Here is an 11201-nt window from a genome sequence, read left to right as displayed (position 1 = left end):
CTGGCGTTGACTTTTGGCACGCTGTTGAGTTCTCAAGGAACGGTCGCTTCCTTTGTACTCACCCTCTCGGGCTTTCCTCCGGGCTTCCCTTCGGTCTTACGTTTCCGACTCTATCAGATCCTTTCGGCGTCCGATTCCCGGTCGGCGGGATTGTCTTGAGGCTTTCCGGCTTTCGCCCGTCGGCCTTTCGACATTCACTACGTTAGCCGATTCCCGCCGGGACTCATAATCGAGTTCCGTGAGCTCGAATTCGGGCATGCAGGCACGCCGAAATCGACCCCGTCAGGGGAAGTCGTAGGTAGTGGGTGGCCACTTCCGGCTGCTGGCGATTGCCGTACCCGGTTCAGCGGCTCGGGCTACATTACGCACCTTCCAGGGACGCGTCAACTTGAGCGGCGCCTCGGGACGTGGGCCCGATAGGGGCTCACGGTGGGGTCGTTGGCGATCCAGTAGCGCCAGGGATGGATGTCGCCGTCGCCACCCTCGCCGGCGACTCCGGTGCGCGGACCGTTGCGTACCTGGTCCGCGGGGGCGGGGGTGCCGGTCAGTATCCGGAGCGGGGTCTCCCCGGGGGCACACGCGTCCGTGCCGTCCAGGGCCCGGTCGACGCCCAGGGCGGTGGCCAGCCGGGCCGGCCCTTTGGCCAGTTCTCTGTCATATCGGGCCGAAAGTCGACGTTTGCGGGCGAGTTCGGCGCCCTCGATGATCTCACCGGCCCGGAGCAGGACCGCGCACGCGGTGCCCTCGGGACCGCAGACGAGGTTCATGCAGAACCACATGCCGTAGGTGAAGTAGACGTACACGTGTCCGGGCGGACCGAACATCACGTCGTTGCGGGGGGTGCGGCCGCGATAGGCGTGCGAGCCGGGGTCGTTCGGGCCGTCGTACGCCTCCACCTCTGTGAGGCGCACCGCGATCGGGCCGTCCGGGGTGGTGCGGACGAGGATGCGGCCGAGGAGGTCGGGGGCGACCTCCAGTACAGGGCGGTCGAAGAAGCTTCTGGGAAGTGGCGTACGGTCCGGGGGCGCGATCATGGCGTCCGAGCCTAGTCCAGACCGATGACGCCAAGGGCTGGTCAAGGATTCGTCTGCTTGCCAGGGTGTGGGCCGGAACCGGCGGTGACCGGATCGCGTTTGTAGGGATCAAGGGTCCGTCCATACGTAGTAGGCAGTAGTAGAGGAGAGTCATGGGGTTCAAGAAGCTGCTCGCGAGCCTGGGGGCCGGCGGGGCGTCCGTCGAGACGGTGCTCACCGAGGTGAACGTCGTACCGGGCGGTGTCGTCCAGGGCGAGGTGCGGATCCAGGGCGGCTCGGTGAACCAGGAGATCCAGGGCCTGTCCGTGGGGCTCCAGGCACGGGTCGAGGTGGAGCACGGCGACGAGGAGTACAAGCAGAACATCGGCTTCGGCAAGACGCGGCTGGGCGGCGCCTTCGAGCTGCAGGCCGGGGCCGTGCACGCGGTGCCGTTCGGGCTGGAGATCCCGTGGGAGACGCCCGTCACGATGATCGACGGGCAGGCGCTGCGCGGGATGCACATCGGGGTGACCACCGAGCTGGAGATCGCGCGTGCCGTCGACTCCGGGGACCTGGACCCGATCAACGTGCATCCGCTTCCGGCACAGAAGGCGATCCTGGACGCCTTCATCCAGCTGGGCTTCCGGTTCCGGAACGCGGACCTGGAGAAGGGGCACATCCGGGGGACGCGGCACACCCTGCCGTTCTACCAGGAGGTCGAGTTCCACCCGCCGTCCCAGTACCGGGGGCTGAACCAGGTCGAGCTGAGCTTCGTGGCGGACGCGCACGCCATGGACGTCATCCTCGAAATGGACAAGAAGCCGGGGCTGTTCAGCGAGGGCAGTGACACCTTCCGGTCGTTCCAGGTGGGTCTGCACGACTTCCACGGGACCGACTGGGCGGCTTATCTCAACCAGTGGCTGTCCGAGGTCGGCAGCAAGCGCAACTGGTTCTAGGCTCGGGAACTGCGGATTCCGTAACGGGTTCCGTAATCGATCAGTATCGATCAGGAGGTACCGAGGTGACCGAGCTCAAGCGGCGGCCTCTCCCCCATGACTTCCATCCGCCCGTCCCGTCGTTCACGGTGACGAGCGAGGACATCGAGGAAGGGGCGACGCTCAAGGACGCTCAGGTCTACGCCAAGGGCAACACCTCGCCGCAGCTGCGGTGGGAGGGCTTCCCGGCCGGGACCAAGAGCTTCGCCGTGACCTGCTACGACCCGGACGCCCCGACGGGCAGCGGGTTCTGGCACTGGGTCCTGTTCGACATCCCGGTCTCGGTGACCGAGCTGCCGGCGGGCGCGGGCAGCGGCAAGTTCGAGGGGCTGCCCGAGGGCGCGATCCAGGTGCGCAACGACTACGGGTCCAAGGACTTCGGCGGTGCCGCGCCGCCGCCCGGGGACGGGCCGCACCGGTACGTCTTCACGGTGTACGCGGTGGACCAGGAGAAGCTGGGTCCGGACGCCGACGTGTCACCGGCCGTCGTCGGGTTCAACCTGCGGTTCCACGCGATCGCGCGGGCGCAGCTCATCGGGGAGTACGAGAACGCCGAGCAGGGCTGACGCAGCGCGCGAAATCAGCTGAGCGTTCATTGAACGTTTGCCCGCCTCCGGTCATGGAAGTGATCAGGGGCGGGCAGTTTTTATTGCGTTGTCCATCTCGGCGCGCCCGTCCAGAGTTGATCCAAGCCCGCCGGGGGTGGGCAGGTGCACATGGGAGGTGGGCTGGATGCGTGACACGCTGGTGCTGAACGCGAGCTTCGAGCCGCTGTCTACGGTGACGTTGAACCGCGCCGTCGTTCTGGTGCTCCAGGACAAGGCCGTCGTCGAGCAGGCCCACCCCGAGCTGCGCATGCGCGGTGCCGAGGTGGACATACCTGCGCCCAGGGTCATACGGCTGTGCAGGTATGTACGGGTGCCCTTTCGGAGACAGGCGCCGTGGTCGCGGCGGGGGGTGCTGGTCAGGGACCGGCACCGGTGCGCGTACTGCGGGCAGCGGGCGACGACCGTGGACCATGTGGTGCCGCGGGCCCAGGGTGGCACCGACTCCTGGCTGAACACGGTGGCGTCGTGCGCGGAGGACAATCACCGGAAGGCGGACCGGACGCCGGAGCAGGCGGGGATGCCGTTGCTTCGGAAGCCGTTCGAGCCTTCGCCGCAGGATGCGATGCTGTTGGCCATGGGGGCCGAGGATCTGGCGGCGCTTCCCGAGTGGCTGGCGGGAGATGTCGCCGCCTAGTCGTGCGCCTGGCTGAGGTGGTCAGGCGAGTGCAGGTTGTACGTGGCTGATCGCGCAGTTCCCCGCGCCCCTTACCGGGGTGCGGGGAACCTTTGTTTTCCGGAACCGTCAGTCGATGTTGGGCTTCTCGCGGCGGTCCTGCTGTGCCGGGACGTTGCCTCCGCCGTTGGAACCGCCGCCCAGGGAGCCGAAGTTGCCCATCGCGCCGGAGAGGCCCTTGAGGGCGTCGCCGATCTCGCTGGGGACGATCCAGAGCTTGTTGGCGTCGCCCTCGGCGATCTTCGGGAGCATCTGGAGGTACTGGTAGGAGAGGAGCTTCTGGTCCGGGTCGCCGGCGTGGATGGCCTCGAAGACGGTGCGGACCGCCTGGGCCTCGCCCTCGGCGCGCAGGGCCGCCGCCTTGGCCTCACCCTCGGCGCGCAGGATCTGGGACTGCTTCTCGCCCTCGGCGGTGAGGATGGCGGCCTGGCGGGTGCCTTCCGCGGTGAGGATCGCGGCGCGCTTGTCGCGGTCGGCGCGCATCTGCTTCTCCATCGAGTCCTGGATGGAGGTCGGCGGCTCGATCGCCTTGAGTTCGACGCGGTTGACGCGGATGCCCCACTTGCCGGTGGCCTCGTCGAGGACGCCGCGCAGGGCCGCGTTGATCTCCTCGCGGGAGGTCAGGGTGCGCTCCAGGTCCATGCCGCCGATGATGTTGCGGAGCGTGGTGACCGTGAGCTGCTCGATGGCCTGGATGTAGCTGGCGACCTCGTAGGTGGCCGCGCGGGCGTCCGTGACCTGGTAGTAGATGACGGTGTCGATGTTCACGACCAGGTTGTCCTGGGTGATCACCGGCTGGGGCGGGAACGGTACGACCTGTTCACGCAGGTCGATGCGGTTGCGGATGGTGTCGATGAACGGGACCACGATGTTGAGGCCCGCGTTCAGGGTCCGCGTGTAGCGGCCGAAGCGCTCGACGATGGCGGCGCTCGCCTGTGGGATGACTTGGATCGTCTTGATCAGGGCGATGAAGACCAACACCACCAGAATGACCAGGACGATGATGACCGGTTCCATCGTCGCTCCCCGTACCCTTCTCCGCCTCGGCGCTTCGGCAGATCTTATGGTTGTTGAAGATCTTGCTGGATGAGTCTGACAGACGCACGCGCAACTCGGGGACTCTTCTGTTCAGTTGAGTCTTACGAGGTCAGATGACGATCGCGGTGGCCCCCTCGATCTCCACGACGTCGACTTCCTGACCCACTTCGTAGGCACGGTCCGGGTCGAGGGCGCGCGCCGACCAGATCTCGCCGGCGAGCTTGATCCGTCCGTCCGCGCCGCCGTCGACGCGTTCGAGTACGACGGCTTGTCTGCCCTTCAACGCGTCGACGCCGGTGGCGAGTTGCGGGCGCTGGGCGGCGTGCCGGTTCGCGATGGGCCGGACGACGGCGATCAGTGCGACCGAGACGACGACGAAGACGAGCACCTGGATGACGGTGCCCGCGCCGAGGCCTGCGGTACCGGCGGCGGCCACGGCGCCGACCGCGAACATGCCGAATTCCGGCATCGCGGTCACCACGAGCGGAATTCCGAGCGCCGCCGCGACGACGAGCCACCACACCCATGCGTCGATGCTGTTCACACAGTCATGGTAGGGCCGGCGGTGCCGACCACGACAGTGTGCTTTGCCGGGTCAGGGCCCGTCAGATCCGGTCAGGACAGGGGCAGTCCGTGGGCGGTCCAGCGGTCGCCGAGCTGCTCGACGACGAGCGGGAGGCCGAAGCAGAGGGAGAGGTTGCGGGAGGTGAGTTCGAGCTCCAGCGGGCCGGCGGTGAGGACCTTGCCCTGGCGGATCATCAGGACGTGGGTGAAGCCGGGGGCAATCTCCTCGACATGGTGGGTGACCATGATCATGGAGGGGGCGATCGGGTCGCGGGCGAGCCGGCCGAGGCGGCGGACCAGGTCCTCGCGGCCGCCGAGGTCGAGGCCGGCGGCGGGTTCGTCGAGGAGGAGGAGCTCGGGGTCCGTCATCAGGGCGCGGGCGATCAGGGTGCGCTTGCGCTCGCCCTCGGAGAGGGTGCCGAACTTCCGGTCCACGTAGTCGGTCATGCCGAGGCGGTCGAGGAAGGCGCGGGCGCGCTGCTCGTCGACCTCGTCGTACTCCTCCTGCCAGTGGGCGGTCATGCCGTAGGCGGCGGTGAGCACGGTCTCCAGGACGGTCTGGCGCTTGGGGAGCTTCTCGGCCATGGCGACGCCGGCCATGCCGATGCGCGGGCGCAGGTCGAAGACGTCGACCTTGCCGAGGGTGTCGCCGAGGATGGTGGCGGTGCCCTTGCTGGGGAAGAGGTAGCTGGAGGCGACGTTGAGGAGGGTGGTCTTGCCGGCGCCGTTGGGGCCGAGGATGACCCAGCGCTCGCCCTCCTTCACCGACCAGGAGACCTGGTCGACCAGAGCCCGGCCCTCCCGGACCACGGATACGTCCTGAAGCTCCAGAACATCGCTCATGAGCGCGTTGTCTCCCCTTGCAGTGTCGCCGTTCTCGGCTGTCGCGTACGCCTGTGGCCCGGGCGGCGGCGCCGGTGGGCGCGGCCCTTATGAAATCTACGCCACGAGTGCGCCGCTCCATTCCATCGGTCCTGTCCTTAGGGTGGGGGCATGCTCTCGGAACCTCGTTCAGGACGCCTCGCCGCTTGGGGAAATGCCCTTTTGGCCGGACTTGTCTCTCCGGATGACGCCGTGCTCGCCATCGTCGGCGAGGACGCGGTGCACCGGGTGGAGGGGCTGCCCAATGAGTCCGCTCCGGTCGGGCTCACGCTGGCGCTGGGGCGGCTGCGGACGCTGGGGGCGACCGGGCTGCGGGTCGCGCTGCCGGCGTCGGGGCATCCGCTGGGGCTGAGCGGGCCGCCGGAGTTCAACGCGCGGGCGCTGGAGGCCGAGGAGGCGGTCATCTGTCACGGCGCCGCGTTCGGGCTGGTGCCGGAGGTGTACGAGGCCGGGCCGGCCGGTGACGTGCATGTCGAGGTGGTCTGGCACGTGCTGCCGGTGCGGGAGGCGCCCCCCGCCGACGTGCCCTCGCTCGGTGAGGCGGAGCGCGAGCTTGCGGAGGCGCTGCGGGACGCGACCGACGTGCTGTCGAAGCTGGACGTCGCGGGGTCGGGGCCGGTGGCGGAGGCGGCGATCGACGCGTACCGGGCGCGGGCGGAGCGGGGCCGGGAGGTGCTGGCCCCGGGGTATCCGCCGCGGGCGGTGCGGGTGCTGGAGCTGGCGCAGCGGGTGGGGCTGCTGGTCTCGCTGGCGTACGACAACGGGCACGGCGGGGCGGTGAGCGCGTCGGAGATGGCGGCGCGGTCGCTGGCGCTGCGGCCGGTGGAGCGGACGGCCCGGCGCGCGCAGGTCGCGGCGTACAACTCCGCTGTGGAGGAGCGTGAGCGGGGGCGTTGAGCGCTCCGCTGGAAGGGCCGCGAAGTGCAGCGGGGCGGCACGAGATGTCGTCGGTTGTCTGCGGCGCCGTCGTGGCTGGTCGCGCAGTTCCTCCCCCAGCCTTCGGCTGGGGGTACCCCCAGCGCCCCTTCGGGGCGCTTCCCGACCGTGGACAAGCCGACCGGCCTTCCGGGGCGCCCGGAAGGCCGGAGGTCGGTGCCGCGGTGCGGCGCGGTCTCAGTGGTTGAGGCCGAGGTTGCCGAAGGCGGGGTTGAGCACGCCGACGACGTTGATGCTGTTGCCGACGACGTTGACCGGAACGTCCACCGGGGCCTGGATGACGTTGCCCGAGACGACGCCCGGAGAACCGTGGGCCGCACCGGCCGCGGCGGCACCGCCGGTGTGGGCGGAGGCCAGTCCCGCACCGGCGGCCACGATCCCGCCGGCCACCATCGTCACGGCCGCTGCCTTCTTCAGGTTCTTCACTTCTTGAGCCCTCCTTGGCGATCGCCACGGCGGTCGCCGCAGCACGCACTGAAGAACGGCGACGGCCGGACAGAGGATGCGCCGTCCGGGTGACATTCCCACGACGGTATGAATCTCAGCCCGGAAGGCGACCCTCCAGGTTGCCGTCGGTGAAGCGTTGCGCAGGGCGTTTCAGCCGGTCACGCCATGGCGAACGGCCCACAGGGCGGCCTGGGTGCGATCGGCGAGGTCGAGTTTCATCAGGATGTTCGAGACGTGCGTCTTGACGGTCTTCTCGGACAGCACCAGGGCACGCGCTATCTCCCGGTTGGAGCGGCCGTCGGCGATCAGCCCCAGCACCTCGCGCTCCCGCTCGGTGAGCGAGCCGCCCCGGCCCTGGCCGGAGTTGGCCTCCTCCTGGGTGAGCAGGGCGCCGGCCACCTCGGGCTGGAGCAGGACGTGCCCGGCGTGCACCGAACGGATGGCGGTGGCGAGCGCGTCGGGATCGACGTCCTTGTAGACGTATCCGGCGGCGCCCGCGCGCAGGGCCGGGACCACCGTGCGCTGCTCGGTGAAGCTGGTGACGATCAGCACGCGCGCGGGGTTGTCCAGTTCGCGGAGCCTGCGCAGCGCCGCCACGCCGTCCAGGCCGGGCATCTTCACGTCCATGAGGACGACGTCGGGGGTCAGCTCCTGGGCGCGCGCGACCCCCTCGGCGCCGTCGGCGGCCTCGCCGACGACCTCGATGTCGTCCTGGACCTCCAGGAAGGTGCGCAGGCCCCGGCGGACGACCTGGTGGTCGTCGACCAGCAGGACCCGGATCGCGTCAGCCACCGGGGACCTCCATCTCGATCGTGGTGCCCTTGCCGGGCGCCGATTCCACGGTCAGCGTGCCGCCGACACCGCTCGCCCGGTCCCGCATGGAGACCAGGCCTAGGTGGCGTCCGGCGCGCCGGGTGAGGTGCGGGTCGAAGCCGCTGCCGTCGTCGGTGACCCGCAGGACGGCGCCGCCGCCGCGCCGGTTCACGGTCACGTCGACGTGCTCGGCCCCGGAGTGCCGCAGGGCGTTGTGCAGTGCTTCCTGCGCGACCCGGAGCAGGGCCTCCTCCTGGGCGGCCGGCAGGGCACGGAAGCCCGCGGCCGCGAAGGTCACGCGCGCGGTGTGGGCGCGGTCGAGGACCTGGACCTGGGTGCGCAGGGTGGCGAGCAGGCCGTCCTCGTCGAGGGCGGCGGGGCGCAGTTCGACGACGGCCGCCCGCAGCTCGTCGATGGCCTCGGCGGCCAGCACGGCGACCTGATGCAGCTCGCCCTTGGCGCGCGAGGGGTCGCGGTCGACCAGGGCGGCGGCGGCCTGGGCGGTCAGGCGGAGGGAGAAGAGCTTCTGGCTCACCGCGTCGTGCAGCTCGTGGGCGAGCCGGGAGCGCTCCTCGGCGATGGTCAGCTCGCGGCTGCGCTCGTAGAGGCGGGCGTTGGTGAGGGCGATGGCCGCGTGCTGGGCGAGGATGGAGAGCAGTTCCTCGTCCTCGGCGGTGAAGCCGCAGCCGCCCTCGGGCTTCTCGCAGTTCTTGTTCGCGAGGAAGAGGGCGCCGATGACCTCGTCGCCGTCGCGGATGGGCAGGCCCAGGAAGTCGGACATGTCGGGGTGGGCGGCGGGCCAGCCCTCGAAGCGGGGGTCCGTGCGCACGTCGGCCAGCCGCTCGACCTTCGCCTCGCGCAGCATCGCCGCGAGGATGCCGTGCTGGCGCGGGAGCGGGCCGATGGCCTTCCACTGGGCGTCGGTGACGCCGTCGACGACGAACTGGGCGAAGCCGCCGTGGTCGTCCGGCACCCCCAGCGCGGCGTACTGGGCGTCGAGCAGCTCACGGGCGGAGGCGACGATCGTCTTGAGGACGTCGCGCACTTCCAGATGCCTGCTCATGGCCAGCAGCGCGGAGCTCACCGCCGCCAGACCGGACCGGGGACCTTGACTCATGTCCTCACGGTACCGGCGGGGTCCGACAGCGCGGATCGGGCCGACGGCGGCCGGGCCTGGGCCGGTGGCCGTAGGCCCGGGGGCCTAGGGCCCGGGTCCAGGACCGGCGGCGTAGGCCGAAGGGCCCCGCCCGGTTGCGCCCCGCGTCCGAGGCGCCCGGTGCGGTCCGCTTCCTACGTTGGGATCACCGCCGACGCGGGCGGACGGAGCCGAGGGGACGGTTGTCATGCCGGTAGCGATCATCACGGGGGCCTCGAAGGGGCTGGGGCGGGCGCTGGCCGAGGCGCTCGCCGCGCGCGGCTGGGATCTGGTGCTGGACGCCAGGGGTGCCGCGCTACTGAAGGAGACGGCGGACGCCGTCGCGGGGCACGGGACACGGGTGGCGGCACTGCCCGGTGATGTCACGGACGCCGGGCACCGGGCCGGCCTGGTGGCCGCCGCGCGGGAGCTGGGCGGGGTGGACCTGCTGGTGAGCAACGCCAGCGCGCTGGGCGCCGAGCCCCTGGTGCGCCTGGGCGAGCTGCCCGTGGCGGGGCTGCGCCGGGCGCTGGAGGTGAACGTGGTGGCCGCGCTGGGCCTGGTCCAGGAGGCGCTGCCGCTGCTGCGCGAGTCGGCGGCGGGCGCGGTGGTCACGGTCAGCTCGGACGCGGGCGCCGAGGCGTACGAGACCTGGGGCGGGTACGGCGCATCGAAGGCGGCTCTGGACCAGCTGGCGGCCGTGCTCGGCGTGGAGGAACCGGGGCTGCGGGTGTGGGCGGTGGATCCCGGGGACATGGCGACCGAGCTGTACGCGGCGGCCGTACCCGACGACGACGATCCGCGGCCGGCGCCGGAGTCGGTCGTACCGGCCTTCCTGCGGCTCCTGGACGAGCGGCCGGCGAGCGGGCGGTACGGGGCGCCGGCCCTGGTGGAGGGGCGATGACGACGGTGGTGCAGGTGCCGGAGGAGCTGTCCGCGCGGGTGCCTGCCGAGCAGCGCGGGCCGGGTCTGGAGCGGGATGCCGTTCGGCTGCTGGTGTCGCGCGGGACGGCGGTGTCGCACCACGTCTTCGCCGAGCTGCCGCGCCTGCTGCGGGCCGGGGACCTGCTGGTGGTGAACACGTCGCCGACGCTGGCGGCGGCCGTGGACGGACGCGTCGGGCACGCGCGCGTGGTGGTGCACTTCTCCACGCGCGGGGACGACGGGCGGTGGGCGGTGGAGCTGCGGGAGCCGGACGGGAAGGGGACCACACGCGCGCGTGCGGGTACACGCGCGGGGAGTGAGGTGCGGCTGCCCGGGGGCGGACGGCTGTTCCTGGAGGAGCCGCTGAGCGCGCGGGGTGAGCGGCTGTGGTGGGCGCGGGCCGCCGCGGACGTGCGCGGGGTGCTGCGGGAGCACGGGCGGCCCATCCGTTACTCCTACACGGACCGGGACCAGCCGCTGTCCGTGTACCAGACGGTGTTCGCGCTGCCGTCGGCGGACGGGGCGGGCAGTGCGGAGATGCCGAGTGCGGCCCGGCCCTTCACGGCGCGGCTGGTGGCGGAGCTGGTCAGCCGTGGGGTGCAGTTCGCGCCGATCACGCTGCACACGGGGGTGTCGTCGGGGGAGGCGCACGAGCCGCCGTACGCGGAGCGGTTCGCCGTGCCGGAGGCGTCGGCACGGCTGATCAACAACGTGAAGGCGGGGGACGGAAGGGTGATCGCCGTGGGGACGACCGCCGTGCGGGCCGTGGAGTCGGCCGCCGGGAGCGACGGGGTGGTGCGGGCGGCCGCGGGGTGGACGGAGCTCGTGGTGACGCCGGAGCGCGGGGTGCGGGTGGTGGACGGGCTGCTGACCGGGCTGCACGAGCCGGAGGCCTCGCATCTGCTGATGCTGGAGGCGGTCGCCGGGCGGCCCGCGGTCGACCGCGGCTACGAGGAGGCGCTGCGCGGACTCTACCTGTGGCACGAGTTCGGCGACGTGCACCTCATCCTGCCGGAGGAGGACCCTCACACAGAGAATTGCGTCAGCAACTCCCGGTGAGATTGATGTTCGGACGATGTGAGGCCGCACATAGGGCGCACATCACGTACGAACGGACATAGGAGATAAAGGGTCACGGCGCGAACGGGGCAGACGTTCTAGTCTGTCCCGATT

Annotated in this window: 13 protein-coding genes; 6 read left to right on the top strand and 7 right to left on the bottom strand. The window is 70.8% G+C overall.

Features of this window, described 5'->3' with window-relative positions:
* Positions 1–383: 383 nt before the first annotated feature.
* Positions 384–1034, bottom strand: coding sequence for a DNA-3-methyladenine glycosylase (locus ACFY0K_RS10375; RefSeq protein ID WP_390639445.1), 651 nt, complete (start codon positions 1032–1034; stop codon positions 384–386).
* A 152-nt stretch (positions 1035–1186) separates the two neighbouring features.
* Here ACFY0K_RS10375 and ACFY0K_RS10370 point away from each other — a divergent pair, with 152 nt between their 5' ends.
* The 3 genes from ACFY0K_RS10370 to ACFY0K_RS10360 all read left to right on the top strand — a co-directional run bounded on the left by ACFY0K_RS10370 (position 1187) and on the right by ACFY0K_RS10360 (position 3250).
* Entirely contained in the window at positions 1187–1969 is a 783-nt protein-coding gene (locus tag ACFY0K_RS10370) for a sporulation protein (RefSeq protein ID WP_390639444.1), read from the top strand.
* A gap of 65 nt (positions 1970–2034) precedes the next feature.
* Complete coding sequence (locus ACFY0K_RS10365; RefSeq protein WP_390639443.1) at positions 2035–2574, top strand: YbhB/YbcL family Raf kinase inhibitor-like protein; 540 nt, start codon at positions 2035–2037, stop codon at positions 2572–2574.
* 166 nt (positions 2575–2740) lie between these two features.
* Positions 2741–3250 carry an HNH endonuclease gene (locus ACFY0K_RS10360; RefSeq protein ID WP_352367626.1) on the top strand — a complete coding sequence of 170 codons (510 nt, stop codon included), beginning with the start codon at positions 2741–2743 and terminating at the stop codon, positions 3248–3250.
* 108 nt (positions 3251–3358) lie between these two features.
* Here ACFY0K_RS10360 and ACFY0K_RS10355 read toward each other — a convergent pair whose 3' ends face one another.
* The 3 genes from ACFY0K_RS10355 to ACFY0K_RS10345 all read right to left on the bottom strand — a co-directional run bounded on the left by ACFY0K_RS10355 (position 3359) and on the right by ACFY0K_RS10345 (position 5734).
* A complete protein-coding gene (locus ACFY0K_RS10355; RefSeq protein ID WP_351958542.1) occupies positions 3359–4306 on the bottom strand; it encodes an SPFH domain-containing protein in 948 nt (315 codons plus the stop codon).
* 130 nt (positions 4307–4436) lie between these two features.
* Positions 4437–4871, bottom strand: a complete 435-nt coding sequence (locus tag ACFY0K_RS10350) for an NfeD family protein (protein ID WP_351958541.1) — start codon at positions 4869–4871, stop codon at positions 4437–4439.
* A 71-nt stretch (positions 4872–4942) separates the two neighbouring features.
* The gene (locus ACFY0K_RS10345) at positions 4943–5734 is read right to left on the bottom strand and encodes an ABC transporter ATP-binding protein (protein WP_362581048.1); all 792 of its coding nucleotides are present in this window, start codon (positions 5732–5734) and stop codon (positions 4943–4945) included.
* Positions 5735–5884: 150 nt separating this feature from the next.
* Between ACFY0K_RS10345 and ACFY0K_RS10340 the strand changes: the two genes are divergently transcribed.
* Positions 5885–6670 carry a hypothetical protein gene (locus ACFY0K_RS10340; protein WP_390639442.1) on the top strand — a complete coding sequence of 262 codons (786 nt, stop codon included), beginning with the start codon at positions 5885–5887 and terminating at the stop codon, positions 6668–6670.
* 216 nt (positions 6671–6886) lie between these two features.
* Here ACFY0K_RS10340 and ACFY0K_RS10335 read toward each other — a convergent pair whose 3' ends face one another.
* From ACFY0K_RS10335 to ACFY0K_RS10325, 3 genes are all read right to left on the bottom strand, one after another.
* Complete coding sequence (locus ACFY0K_RS10335) at positions 6887–7135, bottom strand: chaplin (protein WP_351958538.1); 249 nt, start codon at positions 7133–7135, stop codon at positions 6887–6889.
* A 171-nt stretch (positions 7136–7306) separates the two neighbouring features.
* Positions 7307–7948, bottom strand: coding sequence for a response regulator (locus ACFY0K_RS10330; protein WP_390639441.1), 642 nt, complete (start codon positions 7946–7948; stop codon positions 7307–7309).
* Positions 7941–9086 (bottom strand): GAF domain-containing sensor histidine kinase, encoded by a 1146-nt coding sequence (locus tag ACFY0K_RS10325; RefSeq protein ID WP_390639440.1) that lies wholly within the window; start codon positions 9084–9086, stop codon positions 7941–7943. The genes ACFY0K_RS10330 and ACFY0K_RS10325 overlap by 8 nt, the downstream gene beginning before the upstream one ends.
* Positions 9087–9312: 226 nt before the next feature.
* Here ACFY0K_RS10325 and ACFY0K_RS10320 point away from each other — a divergent pair, with 226 nt between their 5' ends.
* Together ACFY0K_RS10320 and ACFY0K_RS10315 are read left to right on the top strand one after the other, a co-directional pair.
* Positions 9313–10008, top strand: coding sequence for an SDR family NAD(P)-dependent oxidoreductase (locus ACFY0K_RS10320; protein WP_390639439.1), 696 nt, complete (start codon positions 9313–9315; stop codon positions 10006–10008).
* Positions 10005–11087 (top strand): S-adenosylmethionine:tRNA ribosyltransferase-isomerase, encoded by a 1083-nt coding sequence (locus ACFY0K_RS10315; RefSeq protein ID WP_390639438.1) that lies wholly within the window; start codon positions 10005–10007, stop codon positions 11085–11087. Before ACFY0K_RS10320 ends, ACFY0K_RS10315 begins: the two co-directional genes overlap by 4 nt.
* Positions 11088–11201: the final 114 nt, after the last annotated feature.

Origin of the sequence: Streptomyces sp. NPDC001507 (assembly GCF_042894765.1) — a bacterium.
Taxonomy (GTDB): Bacteria; Actinomycetota; Actinomycetes; order Streptomycetales; family Streptomycetaceae; genus Streptomyces.
The sequence above is the reverse complement of the archived record's forward strand: the minus strand, read 5'-3'. Positions and strand labels throughout refer to the sequence as shown.